The sequence below is a fragment of the Peribacillus asahii genome, from assembly GCF_004006295.1.
Lineage (GTDB): Bacteria > Bacillota > Bacilli > Bacillales > DSM-1321 > Peribacillus > Peribacillus asahii_A.
Genome location: NZ_CP026095.1, coordinates 1,127,615 through 1,143,967, shown reverse-complemented (window position 1 = coordinate 1,143,967; position 16,353 = coordinate 1,127,615). Strand labels below are relative to the sequence as shown.

At 35.6% G+C, this 16,353-nt stretch carries 21 protein-coding genes; 7 read left to right on the top strand and 14 right to left on the bottom strand.

Annotated features, from left to right (window positions below; genetic code table 11):
• Positions 1-917: 917 nt before the first annotated feature.
• Together BAOM_RS24230 and BAOM_RS05720 are read right to left on the bottom strand one after the other, a co-directional pair.
• Positions 918-1,058: a hypothetical protein gene (locus tag BAOM_RS24230; protein WP_164853143.1), complete on the bottom strand. Its 141-nt coding sequence runs from the start codon at positions 1,056-1,058 to the stop codon at positions 918-920.
• 193 nt (positions 1,059-1,251) lie between these two features.
• On the bottom strand, positions 1,252-1,824 hold the full coding sequence (locus tag BAOM_RS05720; RefSeq protein ID WP_127759445.1) for a TetR/AcrR family transcriptional regulator: 573 nt from the start codon (positions 1,822-1,824) through the stop codon (positions 1,252-1,254).
• Positions 1,825-2,113: 289 nt separating this feature from the next.
• Between BAOM_RS05720 and BAOM_RS05715 the strand changes: the two genes are divergently transcribed.
• Positions 2,114-3,037, top strand: a complete 924-nt coding sequence (locus tag BAOM_RS05715) for a DsbA family protein (protein WP_127759444.1) — start codon at positions 2,114-2,116, stop codon at positions 3,035-3,037.
• A gap of 167 nt (positions 3,038-3,204) precedes the next feature.
• On the opposite strand, the gene BAOM_RS24225 is transcribed toward BAOM_RS05715, so the two are convergent.
• From BAOM_RS24225 to BAOM_RS05705, 3 genes are all read right to left on the bottom strand, one after another.
• Positions 3,205-3,345 (bottom strand): hypothetical protein, encoded by a 141-nt coding sequence (locus BAOM_RS24225; RefSeq protein WP_164853142.1) that lies wholly within the window; start codon positions 3,343-3,345, stop codon positions 3,205-3,207.
• Positions 3,346-3,504: 159 nt separating this feature from the next.
• Entirely contained in the window at positions 3,505-3,759 is a 255-nt protein-coding gene (locus BAOM_RS05710) for a hypothetical protein (protein WP_127759443.1), read from the bottom strand.
• Positions 3,760-3,787: 28 nt separating this feature from the next.
• Positions 3,788-4,678 carry an acyl-ACP desaturase gene (locus tag BAOM_RS05705; protein WP_127759442.1) on the bottom strand — a complete coding sequence of 297 codons (891 nt, stop codon included), beginning with the start codon at positions 4,676-4,678 and terminating at the stop codon, positions 3,788-3,790.
• Positions 4,679-5,352: 674 nt separating this feature from the next.
• On the opposite strand from BAOM_RS05705, the gene BAOM_RS24220 reads away from it, so the two are divergent.
• Positions 5,353-5,496, top strand: a complete 144-nt coding sequence (locus tag BAOM_RS24220; RefSeq protein WP_164853141.1) for a hypothetical protein — start codon at positions 5,353-5,355, stop codon at positions 5,494-5,496.
• A 66-nt stretch (positions 5,497-5,562) separates the two neighbouring features.
• On the opposite strand, the gene BAOM_RS05700 is transcribed toward BAOM_RS24220, so the two are convergent.
• The 4 genes from BAOM_RS05700 to BAOM_RS05690 form a co-directional block, all read right to left on the bottom strand.
• The gene (locus BAOM_RS05700) at positions 5,563-5,895 is read right to left on the bottom strand and encodes a DUF1904 family protein (protein WP_119118027.1); all 333 of its coding nucleotides are present in this window, start codon (positions 5,893-5,895) and stop codon (positions 5,563-5,565) included.
• Positions 5,896-6,183: 288 nt separating this feature from the next.
• The gene (gene ltrA, locus BAOM_RS05695; RefSeq protein ID WP_445081488.1) at positions 6,184-7,323 is read right to left on the bottom strand and encodes a group II intron reverse transcriptase/maturase; all 1,140 of its coding nucleotides are present in this window, start codon (positions 7,321-7,323) and stop codon (positions 6,184-6,186) included.
• Positions 7,205-7,459 carry a hypothetical protein gene (locus BAOM_RS25610; protein WP_445081491.1) on the bottom strand — a complete coding sequence of 85 codons (255 nt, stop codon included), beginning with the start codon at positions 7,457-7,459 and terminating at the stop codon, positions 7,205-7,207. Before BAOM_RS25610 ends, ltrA begins: the two co-directional genes overlap by 119 nt.
• A 602-nt stretch (positions 7,460-8,061) precedes the next feature.
• The gene (locus BAOM_RS05690) at positions 8,062-9,066 is read right to left on the bottom strand and encodes a quinone oxidoreductase family protein (RefSeq protein ID WP_127759441.1); all 1,005 of its coding nucleotides are present in this window, start codon (positions 9,064-9,066) and stop codon (positions 8,062-8,064) included.
• A gap of 500 nt (positions 9,067-9,566) precedes the next feature.
• Between BAOM_RS05690 and BAOM_RS05685 the strand changes: the two genes are divergently transcribed.
• Positions 9,567-10,463, top strand: a complete 897-nt coding sequence (locus BAOM_RS05685) for a DMT family transporter (protein WP_127759440.1) — start codon at positions 9,567-9,569, stop codon at positions 10,461-10,463.
• Between the two features lie 188 nt (positions 10,464-10,651).
• Positions 10,652-11,146, top strand: a complete 495-nt coding sequence (locus BAOM_RS05680) for a hypothetical protein (protein ID WP_127759439.1) — start codon at positions 10,652-10,654, stop codon at positions 11,144-11,146.
• A gap of 73 nt (positions 11,147-11,219) precedes the next feature.
• Here BAOM_RS05680 and BAOM_RS24215 read toward each other — a convergent pair whose 3' ends face one another.
• Positions 11,220-11,360, bottom strand: coding sequence for a hypothetical protein (locus tag BAOM_RS24215; protein ID WP_164853140.1), 141 nt, complete (start codon positions 11,358-11,360; stop codon positions 11,220-11,222).
• A 306-nt stretch (positions 11,361-11,666) separates the two neighbouring features.
• On the opposite strand from BAOM_RS24215, the gene trmL reads away from it, so the two are divergent.
• Positions 11,667-12,137 (top strand): tRNA (uridine(34)/cytosine(34)/5-carboxymethylaminomethyluridine(34)-2'-O)-methyltransferase TrmL, encoded by a 471-nt coding sequence (gene trmL, locus BAOM_RS05675; protein ID WP_127759438.1) that lies wholly within the window; start codon positions 11,667-11,669, stop codon positions 12,135-12,137.
• Between the two features lie 72 nt (positions 12,138-12,209).
• Here trmL and BAOM_RS05670 read toward each other — a convergent pair whose 3' ends face one another.
• From BAOM_RS05670 to BAOM_RS05660, 3 genes are all read right to left on the bottom strand, one after another.
• Positions 12,210-12,593 carry a VOC family protein gene (locus BAOM_RS05670; protein WP_127759437.1) on the bottom strand — a complete coding sequence of 128 codons (384 nt, stop codon included), beginning with the start codon at positions 12,591-12,593 and terminating at the stop codon, positions 12,210-12,212.
• A gap of 195 nt (positions 12,594-12,788) precedes the next feature.
• A complete protein-coding gene (locus BAOM_RS05665) occupies positions 12,789-13,223 on the bottom strand; it encodes a YhfM domain-containing protein (RefSeq protein ID WP_127759436.1) in 435 nt (144 codons plus the stop codon).
• Between the two features lie 23 nt (positions 13,224-13,246).
• Entirely contained in the window at positions 13,247-13,687 is a 441-nt protein-coding gene (locus tag BAOM_RS05660) for a DUF4275 family protein (protein ID WP_127762456.1), read from the bottom strand.
• 391 nt (positions 13,688-14,078) lie between these two features.
• On the opposite strand from BAOM_RS05660, the gene BAOM_RS24210 reads away from it, so the two are divergent.
• Both BAOM_RS24210 and BAOM_RS05655 read left to right on the top strand, forming a co-directional pair.
• Positions 14,079-14,240, top strand: a complete 162-nt coding sequence (locus BAOM_RS24210; protein WP_218973851.1) for a hypothetical protein — start codon at positions 14,079-14,081, stop codon at positions 14,238-14,240.
• A gap of 89 nt (positions 14,241-14,329) precedes the next feature.
• Positions 14,330-14,551, top strand: coding sequence for a phosphoglycerate mutase (locus BAOM_RS05655; RefSeq protein ID WP_252283202.1), 222 nt, complete (start codon positions 14,330-14,332; stop codon positions 14,549-14,551).
• A gap of 350 nt (positions 14,552-14,901) precedes the next feature.
• On the opposite strand, the gene BAOM_RS05650 is transcribed toward BAOM_RS05655, so the two are convergent.
• The gene (locus tag BAOM_RS05650) at positions 14,902-16,275 is read right to left on the bottom strand and encodes an amino acid permease (RefSeq protein WP_127759435.1); all 1,374 of its coding nucleotides are present in this window, start codon (positions 16,273-16,275) and stop codon (positions 14,902-14,904) included.
• Between the last annotated feature and the right edge of the window lie 78 nt (positions 16,276-16,353).

Here is a 16,353-nt window from a genome sequence, read left to right as displayed (position 1 = left end):
TTTATTTATAGATTAAAATATCTACTATTATATTACAGACATAAACTATCCGGACTCTGGTAAAAGCAGAAATTTCATCCATAAAGCCCTAGAAACATGGCTTTTTATACTAATTACATATAATAATGTATCACATTTATTTAGAGATGAAAATAGTTACTATTATATTACAGTTATAGGGATTTTATGGTAATAAAAGGAATTATAATTCTACACACACCTAGTACCTAATATTGATAATGCTGTTTAGGATTCATGTTAGCCAATTTTAAAAAGAGCCAAAATCACTCGAACACATGCAATACGTAAAAAGAACGAACCCCTTCATGCATCAAAAATTCCAGACTTTCCAGTAAGATAACCTGCACGGAAAAATCTATATAGATTTTCCATTTGTTATAAGTCCCCGACTACTTTCCTGGACTGCTGTTTAAGGAGTTGTAGATACTATTACCTTAACCTATTGATGTCGTCTTATACTTGACCTGCATTACCAAATTATATCAACAAATTTTTAAAAATTAAGGAAAGACTAATGTGGAGTCATTTACGGCACATGAAAATGGAAGAAACGCACTCGTTCAGCTTAATAAGAGTGGTAATATCCTGACAACATAATTCTATAAGATGAGTACATACTAAATTGGAGGTTTTTGTTTGTTAAACTTATGTTTAAAGCTGTGTGAGGAAATTTCTTAATTCAAAATCTTTTTCGGAATAAGAGCTAGGTGAATGATTAGGTATTAATTAAAGAAAGAGGTTGCCCTAAAAAATCATCTTATAACATTTTCTATAGACAGCCTCTTCAACCACTTTTAAAGCCTAAGCATAATCTTTCAGCGGATAAATATATTAGACAGATCTGTTAAACAGTTTATTAAAAAGGACAGCTGGTGGACAATATGTTAAAGTATTTTTCATTCAAAATCATCCGGGTTCTTTTCATCCAAGATTCCGCGTTTAGAGTCGAGAGATGCTGGCCTTTCTTTCGAGTTTGACGCCGGTGATAAAACATTTCCATCAGCGTCATACTTTATTTTATTTTTTTCATCCTTCATTTGGTAACCCCCTTTGGCAATCCTTTTTAGTTTGCCCCACGTCTAAAATCTTAAACGAACATTTTTGAATGTTAATTCAACTAAACTCACCCGATAAAAAAGTTTTTCCACTTATTGGACAAATACTACCCAATCCGTTTAAGTACATTCGTTCACAATGGGAACATGCTAAGGATTTAAAAAAATAGCCAATTCATTTTTTTAATATGCCAACATCAATCCCAGACATGATATAAGGAATTGCTGATTTGATAAATTCTTCCGGCGACAGCTCCTTACTATCTCTTCTCCATTCTACAGAAGCACCGTAAATTCCCCAGCTTAATATGACAGCTGTAATTTTTAAAGATTTACCCTCTTCAGTTGTACTTTGTTTTAACAACATTTTATAAAAAATGATTTCAAGCTGTTCCCTAATAATACGTGCAATGGTATCTTCGTATCCTCTATGACAACGATTAGATAATGACGTTTGAAAATTTGTTATAGCAATGAAGATACTAACGAGCGCTTCTTCATTTAGTTCGTCATTCTGGTAGGCATCAGAATTCAAATTAACTAACAATACTTCTGATAATACCTTCTCTAATAAGTCATATATATCCTTAAAATGATAATAGAATGTTGCACGGTTAATCATGGCTTCTGCAGTTATATCTTTTATGGTAATCTCTTTGAATTCTTTTTTACCTGAAAGTTCAATGAATGAATCCATGATTAATTTGCGAGTACGTAGAATTCGGGGATCTGTCTTTGATTGAGTCATATCATCGTCCCTCCTACTTTTTAAACAATTTTTTCAATGTGTTGTATAAACGACAAATCCAATTAACTATTGGTTTATTGATGGTTTTATTATGGCTTAAAATAGAATTGCAAAGCAAACTATAAGGCACGGAATAATAAGCAGCTGGAATTGTCAGCTACGGTTCTTCCCTTAAGTTACAGCAGCTAACAATTTGCGTTTGATTCTAACCGTATCAAAAGTTTCAACAGTAGGAACTCAGCCAGCACTAAGTCTTTTTACTAATTTTACAGAGATGGGGGAAAATGAATTGAAAAACAATAATATGATTTGTGATTTAGAAACAGGTGTATGCGGAGCAGCTGGAGAGGAAGAAATGGAAGTTATTGATTTTAATCAACCAAAGAAATCGATTAATCTCTATTATGTAACTGATCCAATTTGCTCTCATTGCTGGGCGATTGAACCCACTCTTCGTCGTTTTAAAGAACAATACGGACACTATTTTAACTTTCATACAGTTATGGGAGGACTACTGGAAAAATGGCATGACGGACCAATTGATCCTGCGAACGGAATTTACAAACCCGCAGACGTTGCTGGTCACTGGAGGGAAGTTGGAGAATATTCACGTATGCCAATTGATGGGTCACTCATGATTGACAATCCAGTTCAATCATCCTACCCGCCCTCACGTGTATTTAAAGTAATTCAAAAAAATCATACTGATGCATTAGCCTATGATTATTTACGACGTGCAAGAGAAGAGCTTTTCGCATTTAATCAAAATATTTCAGATAAATCCGTTTTGATTGAAATGGTAAATAAACTTGGACTTGATGGAAAAGCACTTGTAAATGAAGCTGAACAACCATCTGGACAACAATTGTTAAATGAAGATTTTGGTCTTGCAAGAAGTCTAGGTGCTAGAGGATTTCCTACCATTATCATGATCAATGAGGAAAATAAGGGCGTAAAAATTGTCGGTGGTCGCTCGTTTGAATACTATGTTGACGGATTAAAGCAAGTTCTAAATGTGGAAGAACTACAACCAACCCAACAACCCTCCCTTTCAAACTTGCTTGAAAAAGAGAAACTTTTATTTTCGAAAGAGATTGAAGTCATGTACGATGTTGAACAATCCGATATTGAAGCATTTGTTGAAACGGAATTAACACCGGGTACTTATGAAACGAAAGAAGTTCTCGGTGAAATATACTTTGTAAGAAAATAATGATTTAAAACACTTCCCATATCATAATTACAATTCTTCACAGGCATCATAAACAGGGATTGCCGCAGCACTCCCTGTTTAACTCTTACATCCGTTCATTCCATTTGTTTAACCTCAAACAAAAAGACTGTCTTAATAACGATTAATTTTAGAATCCCTCAAAAACATCAAGTTAAATTTTGAAGGGCAGTTAGAGCGTCCTTATTTTTTTGAGCTTTTAATGCTAATTTTGTAAGTCCATCATTTGGAATTTCCACATCTGTTTTAGATGAAGCAGTCTTATTTTTCATTTGCTTATTTTTAAACATGTTTTCACCATCCTTGTAGTTCGATTTAGTTATTGCCCTTAGATACCAACCATTATAAATACACTGCACAAAGAGATCAGCGTATTATTTTTTTGTTATTGGCATCCGCTATTTTAGTTTGCTTTCTTTTTTGAAGGCTATGCTATTTGATTTTCTTCTTCAACTTTCAATTTCAAGAATAGCCTCAATTTCTTCTTGAATCTCTCTATTCACCGAAAGAGAACGTTTTTTTCTCAATTCAAGATCCGTCTCCTTGTCAATGAAATTATTGGTATGCTTATCAAAACAATCAAAACAAATAGAGTAAAAATCTTTTTTCTCTTTCTTCAAAACATCAAATTCCCACGTTTCAAGTTCTAAATAACTTACTTTATCTTTTGTTTCTTTTCCACATAATTCGCAAGTTGCTTTCATTATAAAAACCCTTTCATACATCTACTTTTTATTTTTTTGCTAGATGGCGATCTTTAATTCTTTTTAAACGCCCATGATATTTCAATATATTTGCTTGCGATTGTTTGGCTTCTTCGCTAGTGGGTTGTAAGTTAGCAATATCCCAATAAGTCACGACTACGTCTAATACTTGGTCAAAGTATTGTAGTGGGCCATAATTCGCATCTATTGCAATGGTTTTCATTCTCTCGTTAAAGTCTGGCATAACGGCGCCTGGCATAGAGAAATTAATAATGACATCCTCAAAATAAACAATGAAATTCGGATCAAGTTCAAGATGTGCTTTCACTGTGTCACGATAGAATGCATAATGAAGTGCTTCGTCTTTCGCTAAACGTCGAAGTAATGTTGCTAAATCTTTATCATACGGACCCGCTATTTTAGCTACATTATTATAAAAAACGAGTGTAGCTAACTCTTGCAATGAAGTATAGGCCATTGTTGCTAGAGGGTTAGTGAAGTCTGGAAACCAACCGCTTTCAACTACTCGTCTTCTTAATTCATGCAATCTTGTGGGATTTACATTTCGTGTCACCAATAAATACGTTTCAAGTAAGTTAGAGTGCTGGTCTTCTTCAGCCGTCCAAGTGCGTACGAAATCATTGATTACTTCCATTGAATTTTTAAATGTATAATCCAAATGCGAAGTATACCAAGGTAAATTTACTTCTGTAAGTAATGCTGTTTCTATCGCTACAATTACACCTTCTGGAAGAGTTACTTGACTCTCATCCCAAGGAACTCGTTTAAAGGACATGGCCTTGTCCCATGGAATAAATTCGTGATAGCTCCAGTCAATATTGGCAGAACGTTCTTTATGTAATCGATATAACTCTTTAATGCGAGGTTCTAAGCGTATATCCAAATCTGAATTTAACATGATTTTTTCTCCTTAAAGTGTTTTTGCTGTCTAACTTTAAATCATTTGAATTTTCTTAACAATTATAATTTAAATCATAAAAGGAATACAAGATAAGATACCCATCCCCCGGCTGTTTAGTCATGAGGGACAGGTACAATCAGTAAAAATATATTTAGATAAAAAAATAAAAGCCTCCTAATTCGGAGGCTTTCTTATTAATCCTTGCTACCGCACATGAGCTGTGGATAAAAACGGATGAATAGTAACTTGTACATTTTGAGATTGCTGACGTGGAGGTGACTTAGGCTCAATAAATATAGTTGAGTAGCAGGACTCCACAATGGTAACAAAGTAGACTAAAAATAATATTTTTTTCAGTCAATGATCCAAAATAACTTCTTTTCTCCTTCTTGCAAGTAAATTCGGTGAATCATCACCATAATTGCAATACTATCATACATAAATCTTACACTATTACTATCCTTTAGTAAAGCTGCCCTCACTATTATCTCTAGCTAATTCTTATCATAAAATAGGCATAATCTAGTTGTATTAGCTATCAGGAAGTTCCGGGGAAGTACAGAAATAATAGAATTGTTTTCTTGTTATTATTATTTTATTAACACATTGTCCAATCTCTTTCAATATACCAGAATAGTATATAACATCACTAAAACTAAGAAGGGATAATTATGAAGGTTTTAAATAGTTTCTTTAAAATAGGAGTTGTTTCTAATCTTGTTGTATTTCTTGCGATGATGCTCCTCCCGGCTTTCATTATTACAGATCAATTGGATGTTTTTGAAAGAATCATTTTCTATATTTTCAAAAAATAAGTTTAATGTGCCTGTCCCCCAATCGTTAAACGATCGGGGGACAGGCACACTAGCCTCATGTTTCCTTTAATCTCCGACTCTTTCGCCATTAATATAATAAGCAGGTTCAGAGAAAGGAATAAACACGACCTCTACCTCATCAACACCTGTTGACATGATATATTTAGTAACAGATTGAGCGAAGCGATCGCGAGTTTCTTGCCCGCGTTCAAACCATTTTACTTCAATAAGCGGGAAAGCCGGAATTTCTTCCCCGTCAAATACAAACGTGGAATGAGGTACCTCGAACGTAAAATTATCTGTCCCGCATTCACAAATTTCTGCAAGCTCCCCTACTAATGGCTTGCTGATTCTTTTCATCTCTTCAATCGATACTCCTCGAATCACTAAGTGTGGCAATTGTATTCCCTCCATTATGTATCACATCATTTGTTAGCTTTCTACTAGAAATTTTATATCAAGTCTCTTGATAAACAAAGTCTTTCCTTCTTTTCCATGTTACACGTATAAACCGAAGTAATCGGTTAGGTAGGACTCTATTAATCACTTCTTTAAGCGACATTATTCAACGAACGATTCTTCCACTAAACTGTGACCTTAGTACAAATCGAGTAGAGGGAAATTAATTTAACTATTTTCGCCCCTCTCACACCACCGTACGTACGGTTCCGTATACGGCGGTTCAATTTATATTACAGTGTGTACTTTTAGATAATGTTCTAAAGCAGAGGGAAGCCCCCTCTGCTTTAGTCTTTTGTTTGAGATTGCTCTTTGAACAACTTTTGATAGTCCGATGTACCGATAACCTTTTCGACAGAAAGTTAATCCTTTCGCCTCTTCCTCTGGAATCCCTAATTGGACAAGCGATTTGATTTGTTTCTTCGCTACCTTCCATTGCTTCCAGATGATCACTCTAATTCTGGAGCGAAGCTTCTTATCTATCTCAGTCATCGCTTTTTTCATATTCGAGATTCTAAAGTAATTAACCCACCCAAGTATGACTTGTTTTAGTTTTAGAATTCGGTAGTCCAGCGGAACACTCCAATTTCGCTTTGTTAATTTTCGAAGCTTCCTTTGAAGTTTTTGTATGGATGTGAGATGGGGTTTTACTTGATATTTCTCATTCTTAAAATCGTAATAAAATCCAAATCCTAAGAATTTCAAATCTTTTGGACGGGAGATTTTACTCTTTTCTACATTGACTATCAACCCTAATTTCTTTTCTATAAATCCCACGATTGATTCCATCACTCTATTGGCCGCTTTCTCACTTTTCACAAAGATGAGAGCGTCATCTGCGTATCTTACGAATCGAAGTCCTCTATTCTCAAGTTCCTTATCGAGTTCATTTAACATAATATTGCTCAATAACGGACTGAGGTTTCCTCCTTGCGGAGTTCCAATTGGTGTTTCTTCATATTTTCCATTCACCATAACTCCACCGACTAAGTATTTCCTTATTAGAGAAATGACATCTCCATCATCAATTGTATTAGATATGATTCGCATGAGCTTATCGTGGTGGACTGTATCGAAGAATCTTTCCAGGTCAATGTCCACAACCCAGTCATGTCCATCGTTCAGAAATTCCAAACTTTTTATAATAGCCATCTCACAACTTCTTTTCGGTCTAAAGCCGTAACTGAATTCACTGAATTGCTTTTCAAATATCGGACTGAGTACTTGATGAATGGCTTGTTGAACGACCCTATCCACTACTGTTGGTATTCCCAATTTGCGCATCTTTCCATTTTCTTTTGGGATCTCCACTCGTAAGGCAGCTTGTGGTTGGTATTTTCTTGTTCTGATGCGCTGGCGCAAGTTCATCCTTGTTCTCTTTCAGATATTGCTTTAGTTCATCAACTGTTACTCCATCGACACCACTTGCACCCTTATTTTTATAAACACGCAAGTAAGCTTCATTCATGTTTTGATTACTTAGAATCTGTTCTAAAAGTTCCACACTCGTTTCTCCTTCCTTCTCACGTAGTAAGTGATAGCCCCATTTTGGTTATTCTTTGAGATACGCTCATACTTTCACCATTAACACATTCGGAGTACGTCACTTACGCATTCGTGGCGTTGAAACACTATAAATTGTTCAGCCCTTCATGAATGGTTTCATTACTATGGCTTCTGCTGACTTCTTGCGGCTAACCTTTTTCGACTGTACTCCTGTACATCCGCAAGACCTCCCAGGGTAAGACAACTATCTTTCCTCTTTTACTCGCCTGATTTACTCTACAAAGTTACGCACACCTTTTGGACTTTGACTTGCTTTGGAGTCTCATCCCTTTATAGAGCCTTAGTATCAGATTTCTGTTCGTCGAGCCAAGATTTTATTCCACGCTTCCTCCAGCCCTTACCTCACGATAAGTACCTTGCGCTTCCTTAGTGGTTGGTCGATGTGTACCCCCACAGTGGACTTTCACCACCTAGATAGTTGCCATGCCTGGCACACAAAGAAAAGGATTGCCGCAGCAACCCCTGTTTAACTTTGACATCCGTTCATTCCATTTGTTTCACCTAAAAGAGTAGTTCAAATAAAATCATTTCTAAACTTTATTATTCAATCTTTAAGGTAATTTTCCCAAAGTTAACCGCATTTTCCATATAAATCAACGCTTCTATTGCTTCTTTAAGAGGATAACATTTATCAACATATGGAGAAATTTTATGTTCTTCAAAAAATTGGAGCATCTCTTTAAAATCTTCTGGGCTTCCCATTGTAGACCCTTTTATATCCAATTGTTTAAAAAATATTCGTGGAAGAAGTAGTTCTTTAACTGTTCCGCTTGTAGCACCGAAATTAACGATACGTCCACCTGGTTTAGCTAAATTAATCAAATGATTGAAGTTTTCTCCACCAACGCTATCGATGATGAGGTCCGCACCATCCATTAGCTTTTTCATTTCTTTTACCCAGTTTTCCGAGCGATAATTCACCCCGCCTTTTGCCCCAAGCTGCTTTGCTCTTTCAAGTTTCTCATCGCTACTAGATGTAACAAATACATTTGCCCCATGTGCTACAGCAATCTGTAGGGCAAGTAGGGCAACACCACTCCCAATTCCAGGAATAAGAACGTTTTCTCCCTTTTTAAGGTTGCCCCTGTACATAAGGGAACGAAAAGCTGTTACACCTGCTAATGGTAAGGCAGCCGCTTCTTCCCAAGAAAGATATGTTGGTTTTGTAAAAACATTCTCTGCTGGAACAACTACATATTCAGCATATGTACCATCGGATGGCATTCCTAATATACGGTGATCCGGTCCATGGAAAGCTCGGCTTTCTCCCCAATTCAAAGCGGGGTTAATAACAACAGCACTTCCTACTTTAATTTCAGAAACTTGCTCTCCAACAGCAGCGACCTCACCTGCTCCATCTGCTCCTAAAATAGATGGCAGTTCCATCCCTGGATACTGTCCATAAGTAATCCATAGGTCTCTTCGATTTAATGATGCATATTTAAGTTTTACTAAAACTTCATTTGCTTTTGGCGTCGGAACTTCCACATCTTCATATCTTAATTGAGTAGGTCCGCCTAATTCTCGCAAAACAATGGCTTTCATCTATTTTCCCCCTAAAAGTATAGATTGAACGAGCGTTCACTCGAATCAAATGTTAAAATATCCCTAATATTCAGTATATTGTAACATTTAAACGATTACAAACGATTTACCTCATACTGAATACACAAAAGAACGTCATTTAACAGACTTAGTTAAGGTGCCTGTCCCCCAGCTGTTTAGGTTGATTACTTATTACAAATAACTTCACTCCATGTTTCCTTTTTCTAGAATTCACCTAATAAATTCGCTGTTGCAGAAACAGACCTTATAGTTCAATAAGCTTCTATAAAGTATAATTAGACAATATCAATATGCTAATAGAAATAGGGGGATTATTATGCCATTATCCAATATACATTTATATACTTGGAAGTCCTTTTCAACATCACCGCCGCCACCGTTTACTTCAGCTGTTAAATCAGCACTGAATAAGCTTATATTAAAAACAGATTAAGAATCTGCGAAATATAAGCTGTTTCGCAGATTCGAAGGAGTAGACGATGAAATCTAACATTCAGTTCCTATTATCAATGATCATCTTTGGTACGATTGGTGTATTTGTAAGATACATTGATTTATCTTCGAGTGAAATAGCTTTATTACGTGGTTTAGTTGGTAGTTTCTTTTTAATGACAGTCATGTTCATGATGAAGAAAAAATTTTCATGGGCATTGGTTAAAGCAAATGCTTTGGTTTTATTACTTTCGAGTATTGCATTAGGTGGAAATTGGATTTTCCTTTTCCAAGCGTACAAGCATACAACCATTTCTAATGCAGCACTAAGTTATTATTTTGCACCTGTCTTTGTCCTGATTCTTTCGCCGCTGGTACTTAAGGAGAAATTATCTGCAAAGAAAATAATCTGCATTGGTATAGCCATGCTAGGTATGTTATTGATTGTTGGCAATAGTGGTGTAAGTACATCTGGATTAGATCATTTACTTGGCATTGGCTATGGATTAATGGCAGCTATATTCTACGCTTCATTAATGCTATTCAACAAGTTCATCAAAAACATGAACGGGCTCGAAATTACATTCATTCAGCTTGGAACTTCGACCTTGCTTCTCATGCCATATGTATTCTTTACTGAAGGATTTGGCATTTTTGAAGCATCAAGTTCTTCCATTCCATTTATTTTAATCTTAGGGATTGTACACACAGGTATTGGATTTTTGTTATTCTTCTCAGGTATGCAGAAATTAAAAGGGCAAAGCATCGCTGCATTAAGTTATGCAGACCCCATCACATCATTAGTGATTTCTGCTGTAATCTTGCAAGAACAAATGACAGTTGTTCAAATGCTTGGTGGTGCATTGCTGTTAGGCTCAACATTCGTTAGCGAAAATCAATCAATGAAATTTTCAAAGCGATTAAAGATAAAATCAGCTAAATAATGTACAAAACAGCGGGAAGCATTCATTTCCCGCTGTTTTTTTATGTTAGAGTATTTTTGTTTTTCTTGATAATCTATCAGCTGGTTTAGCTCAATAAGCTCTCTACTTCAACCATTCATTAAAAACCGCATACTTTATTTTAATTTGAGAAAAATATAAGAAAATAAAATTAGGGGGTAACCGTAACAATGAAAAAAATATTTGCAATATGTCTACTATCTCTTTTATTTATCTCCTCAACAGCTCTAGAGACAGAAGCTTTAACGTTTGATAAATTACCGGCCGAACAAACAACGAAACAATGGTCAGTTAAATTAGACAAAGCTAAACTAGGTGGTACAGGGCTAGTAAAATCAAAGGAAGGAAACTTCCATAGGTATTCTTTAAAGGTTGATAACATTGGTGAAGACGTGTTATCTGCAGAAATCCATCTGTTTAGAAACCAACCGAATTCTAAAACAAAATATGCACTATTTGGCTGTCCTGATCAAACTGATTGTAATAAAAACCGCTTTGAACAATCCGTTTCTTTAGCAGAACAATTGAATGAGAAAATCCCCTATCAATTTCATAGTTTTCTTTTAGCTGAAGAAGCGTCCGAATTAGAAGTAGAAATTGTTTGGACTCAAAAAGGAAGTGAAGGCACGCCATTAAAAGAAAGATTTATATTCACTTCTAAATAATACACAGGTGCCTGTCTCTCACACTGCTTTACAACGTTAAGCGATTTGGGGACAGGCACCTGCCTATTTGTTTTTAATCAGTATAATATTCCAATCTGGTGCCGCTTACTTCACAATTATCACAAATATAAAGTTGGATAATATAATCCTCTTCAAATACTTCTTCTTCGATATAAATGTTTGTTGAGTCACAACCATAACATTTTTTACTCATACTAAACACTCCTTATTTCTACTAGTTGTATTCATTATTCCAATAATCAGCCAAAAATAAACAACAAGCCGTAGAACTTCTCAACTTGTTCGCTACATCCTCCAACAAACAAAAAAGAAGTTCTTTTTTCATCAGAACTTCTAATCAGCATTATGAAAATACAATAAATAAACTTTTAATAAAGTTTTTTATATATTGTTAATTCTACACTATTCCCCTTTACCTATCCTGCTCCGTTTAAGTACAAATCTTCACAACCTGTATGCTATAATTTGGAGGGTAAAATAAAAATAGAGGTGACCATTCTTGGCAATACATGTTGTACTATATCAACCAGAAATTCCGGCTAATACCGCAAATATTGCACTTACTTGTGCCGCAACGGATACAGCCTTACACTTAATCCGACCTCTTGGCTTTTCAACAGATGAAAAAATGATCAAACAAGCAGGTTTAGATTTCTGGCAGCTTATAAACATAACGTATTATGATTCATTGGATGACTTTTTCTCAAAAAATCAAGGTGCGTTTTACTATATTGAGACGTTTGGTGAAAAAACACATTCAGCCTTTGACTTCAGTGATGTATCAAAAGAACATTATTTTATGTTTGGAAAAGAAACAACCGGTTTACCAAAAGATTTACTAGAAAAAAATGAAGATCACTTTTTAAGAATACCAATGAGTAATCATGTTCGTTCACTGAACCTTTCGAATACAGCTGCTATATTAGTATATGAGGCCCTGCGCCAGCAAGGATATCCCCATTTAAAATAAACAAAATCTTCCGTCTCGGAAGATTTTGTTTACCAATAAAGTCATTAAGAGCCACGTTACTTCACCATAAAGTTACTTCTGCACGATTTGAATAAGATTGCCGCATGTATCGTCGAAGACAGCTATTGTGACTTCGCCCATTTTTGTCGGTTCCATAGTAAACTTCACGCCTTTTTCCATTAATCGTTCGTATTCTTTGCGAATGTCTGCGACGCCAAACATTGTTGCTGGGATACCCTCGTCAAATATCTTCTTTTGGTATTCCTTTGCGGCAGGATGGACATTCGGTTCGAGTAAAAGCTCAGTACCGTCTTGATCATCTGGAGAAACAAGCGTTATCCACCTAAATTCTCCGGCAGGAACGTCCTCCTTTTTTACAAACCCTAGTTTTTCTGAATAAAACTCCAGTGCCTTTTCTTGATCTTGTACAAATATACTGGTAACAACGATTCTCATACTGTCTTTTCCTCCTTTGATATTTATGACACAGTGCTGTGCTGACAATCTGGCTGCAAGCAAAACAACCCATTAGTTCAATTTATAAGCACCTTGTATGTCTTTTATTTTTAACACGTTTCCTCATTATAAAATCAATTACTAAACTCCTACTTGAATCTTACCAACAATAGGAATTTTGTAAAGTTGTTACATTTATTCTTCCGAAAGTATCAACTCCCTTAACTCCTTCGTCATTTGTGGAGAAGTCAGATAAATAGTGTCATTAGTAATATACATAAACGTACTCTTTTCATTTTCCTTCCCTAACCATAAATGAATTCCATGTGTAGGTAGTCCTTCTCCGTCTGATTTGTATTCCACCATAACATCGTAATTAGGTTCAGTTATATCAACCTTACCTGGTTGTTTAACAGCAGTCGTAATCGCCTTCTTAAAAATATCAATGGATTTCTTATCTTTGAATGACAAAACGAAATCTTCATTCATCCCACCAAAACCTTTTGATTTTGAAATTTTAACCTCTGAAATTTTTTCATCTAAGAGAACCATTGTTTCTGCTTGTTGTGATTGACAACCTGTTAAAATCAGAAAACAAACAACCAGAAATATTGAAAAAATAGTTTTCAAGATCCCCCATCCTCTATATAACTTTAAATTGTTTTATCTTTTCTACTAAAATAAGGACCACACCAGTCTGTTTCATGGGTTCTCACATAAGTCCAGTTGAATTCCTTATCTACTACATACACATCTTCTTCATTTAGAAAATCATCTGCATTTAAAGACGAAGCCTTTTCAAGAATTAACGCATCATTAGAATGCTGATAAAAAACATAACAAGATTTCTTTGATTCTTTGTTAAATGCCCAATCAGCTTGTTCTTCTTTTAAGCACTGCTTTTTTTCCCAGCTAAATACATGCCATAGGTAGCCACAGCAGCCATCTTCATCATAAAAGTAAATAGAATTCTTTTCTTTGTCACTAAGATGATTGGCAAAGTTATCTTCCCATTGTTTTCTTAAATACGTTCCCCACTTAGGTATTTCAGTTACCTTTATTTTTTTCTTCTCAAGCAAGGATACTAAATCCATCACATATTCCAAAACGACACCTACTCTACATAAATTCACTTAATCCCTTACTTTCAATCTATCCCCTTGTCTAAAATTACAGCGTATGATATGAAATGTAAATAAATAAAATCTTCTCAAAATCCCCTAAGTTTAATCAAAATAAAAAAAGACCTATTCAGTCCCCAATTCTGAATATGCCTTTTTTATTGATTGACTTGAATAACTATATCTACATAGTTGAATTCAGCTAAATATAATATAGAGTGTCAAGTTCACTCAACGCTAATCAAAATCTATTAACTTTAAATTATTTTTATGATAAGTAAAATAAATTTCGCTTTACAGTAAAATTGGCTCAGTATACGATTATAAAAATGGTATAAATAGCATGAATTGGAGTTGATTGAGAATGGAATGGGAAAAAGCACAGGTATTGCGTTCAATCGCTAAAGAATTAATGAAGAATAATGTTACGCATTTAGTAGATGAACTAGCAAAATACGACCATAAAGTAGCTCAAGTGTTACATGCTGAAATTCGAGATGCTGAGCTACGGGACAAGGGGTTGTGAATTTTTTTCATATTTAAGAACTCAAGCGTACCAATGAATTCCCAAGGTCATTTGAAATTGACTTAGGATTCATCAAGGAGGAAGCACAAATGATAAGAGACGTCGATATCTTAAACAAGGAAACAATCAAAACAGATTTAGCATTAATTAGGTCATGCTTAAAATTGATTAACGCAAGCATATCCTATTCGAAATCACACGGAGAAGATTTCTCTGCTTCGGAAAATGAAGAACTACATATGCTAGTTTCCAAGATTGACAGGAGTTTAAATAAAATCAAAGGACACATACAATATGAAACAAACAATTAAGAACCGCACCAAAACCATTTGCTTGGTCACTGATATGTTCCATAATACTTTATTTGTTCCTGTCTACCACGTTTCCTAGCGCTCCCGAGGATGACAAAATGGCTGAAGAAATGAATACGGACGAATGAAGGTGTGTCGAAAATTCGACATATCTTTTTTATTTGTTCAAAGGATCTTAATGGAGCATTATTCCAAATGGTTTTTATTGGCTCGAAGTTCTTCCGTAACAGAATTTTTATCAATTGCCCCTTTTTGTAGCCATTAACAAGCCTTAAGGGAGCCTTTCGGTGCCCCCTTAAACAGATACTGCTCAAAATTCAAGCCCATTCGTTAAACTTAAAAACGCCACCTTATTTTTTCCAGGCAGATAATTTTATACTTTTTTCCTTTTTTCTACGATTTGAATACAGAGTAAATAATAGAATAAACCAAATCGGTGTTAACAACAGGGCCGGACGTGTTTCTTCAGCAACCAGCATAATGATGAGAATCACGGCAAACAACGTTAGGACAGCGTAATTAATAAATGGTGTGAATGGTGCTTTAAATTTGGATCTTGCCTGCAATTGCGGGCGTGTTTTCTTGTACCTCAAATGACAAATGAGAATGACACCCCAAACCCAAATAAAACAAATCGCACTAATGGTTGTCACGATTCCAAAAGCTTGTTCCGGTATAAGTTTGCTCAAAAGAGCTCCCACTAATAGGACAAGCACAGATATCCATAACGCACTACTTGGTACGTGATTCTTATTCAGTTTTGCAAAATGCAATGGCGCTTGGTCATTTTTGCTTAAATTAAACAGGATTCGGCTTGTTGAAAACATCCCGCTGTTACAGGCAGAAGCAGCTGAAGTTAATACGACAAAATTAATAATTCCTGCGGCAATTGGAATCCCTACTAGACTAAACGTTTTTACAAAAGGACTTTCTGCTGCATTTAGTTCTGTCCATGGGTTAACACACAATAGGATAACAATTGCGCCAACGTAGAAAAATAGGATCCTTAAAGGAATTTTATTAATCGCCGATGGGATATTTTTTTCTGGATTGGATGTTTCCGCTGCCGATACACCCACTAATTCCACACCTACATAGGCAAAGACAACCATCTGGAATGAAAGTAAGAAGCCTGATATTCCGTTTGGAAAAAGCCCTCCATGTTCCCAAAGATTTTGAATCGTAACCGTTCCTGCATCTGTCTTGAATCCCATCACCAGCAAAATAACCCCAATGCCTATTAATGCGAGAATCGTGATGACCTTTATTAATGCAAACCAAAACTCCAATTCTCCAAAAAGCTTTACGGTTAATAGATTAAGTCCTAATAAAATGATCAAGCAGATAATGGCAGGTATCCATTGTGGGATATCAAACCAATATTGTACATATACCCCAACAGCAATCACATCAGCCATAGCTGTCATAATCCAACAAAACCAATATGTCCACCCGGTTACAAATGCTGCCCGAGGTCCAAGATAGTCTTCGGCAATGTCTGTAAACGATTGATAACCTGCTTTAGACAGCAAAAGTTCTCCTAACGCCCTCATCACAAAAAAAATAGCAAGACCTACGATCAAATAGGCAAAGATGATGGACGGACCTGCTAGTTGTATCGCTTTGCCGGATCCTAAGAATAACCCAGTACCAATAGTGCCTCCAATCGCGATAAGTTGAACATGCCGATTTGATAAACCCCTCTTTAATTCATGTTGTGCCATAATGGCGCCTCCTTAATAAAAACTTACATGTGAAACGAAAGCAATAAAAAAAGAGATTGGATGTCCTCCAATCTCTAA

Bases quoted from the DNA above. Each gene is read 5' to 3' on its own strand.
- BAOM_RS24230 (WP_164853143.1), bottom strand. From the start codon at position 1,058: ATGAAGGATGAAAAAAATAAAATAAAGTATGACGCTGATGGAAATGTT.
- BAOM_RS05720 (WP_127759445.1), bottom strand. From the start codon at position 1,824: ATGACTCAATCAAAGACAGATCCCCGAATTCTACGTACTCGCAAATTA.
- BAOM_RS24225 (WP_164853142.1), bottom strand. From the start codon at position 3,345: ATGTTTAAAAATAAGCAAATGAAAAATAAGACTGCTTCATCTAAAACA.
- BAOM_RS05710 (WP_127759443.1), bottom strand. From the start codon at position 3,759: ATGAAAGCAACTTGCGAATTATGTGGAAAAGAAACAAAAGATAAAGTA.
- BAOM_RS05705 (WP_127759442.1), bottom strand. From the start codon at position 4,678: ATGTTAAATTCAGATTTGGATATACGCTTAGAACCTCGCATTAAAGAG.
- BAOM_RS24220 (WP_164853141.1), top strand. From the start codon at position 5,353: ATGAAGGTTTTAAATAGTTTCTTTAAAATAGGAGTTGTTTCTAATCTT.
- ltrA (WP_445081488.1), bottom strand. From the start codon at position 7,323: ATGAACTTGCGCCAGCGCATCAGAACAAGAAAATACCAACCACAAGCT.
- BAOM_RS05690 (WP_127759441.1), bottom strand. From the start codon at position 9,066: ATGAAAGCCATTGTTTTGCGAGAATTAGGCGGACCTACTCAATTAAGA.
- BAOM_RS05685 (WP_127759440.1), top strand. From the start codon at position 9,567: ATGAAATCTAACATTCAGTTCCTATTATCAATGATCATCTTTGGTACG.
- BAOM_RS05680 (WP_127759439.1), top strand. From the start codon at position 10,652: ATGAAAAAAATATTTGCAATATGTCTACTATCTCTTTTATTTATCTCC.
- BAOM_RS24215 (WP_164853140.1), bottom strand. From the start codon at position 11,360: ATGAGTAAAAAATGTTATGGTTGTGACTCAACAAACATTTATATCGAA.
- BAOM_RS05670 (WP_127759437.1), bottom strand. From the start codon at position 12,593: ATGAGAATCGTTGTTACCAGTATATTTGTACAAGATCAAGAAAAGGCA.
- BAOM_RS05660 (WP_127762456.1), bottom strand. From the start codon at position 13,687: ATGGATTTAGTATCCTTGCTTGAGAAGAAAAAAATAAAGGTAACTGAA.
- BAOM_RS24210 (WP_218973851.1), top strand. From the start codon at position 14,079: ATGGAATGGGAAAAAGCACAGGTATTGCGTTCAATCGCTAAAGAATTA.
- BAOM_RS05655 (WP_252283202.1), top strand. From the start codon at position 14,330: ATGATAAGAGACGTCGATATCTTAAACAAGGAAACAATCAAAACAGAT.
- BAOM_RS05650 (WP_127759435.1), bottom strand. From the start codon at position 16,275: ATGGCACAACATGAATTAAAGAGGGGTTTATCAAATCGGCATGTTCAA.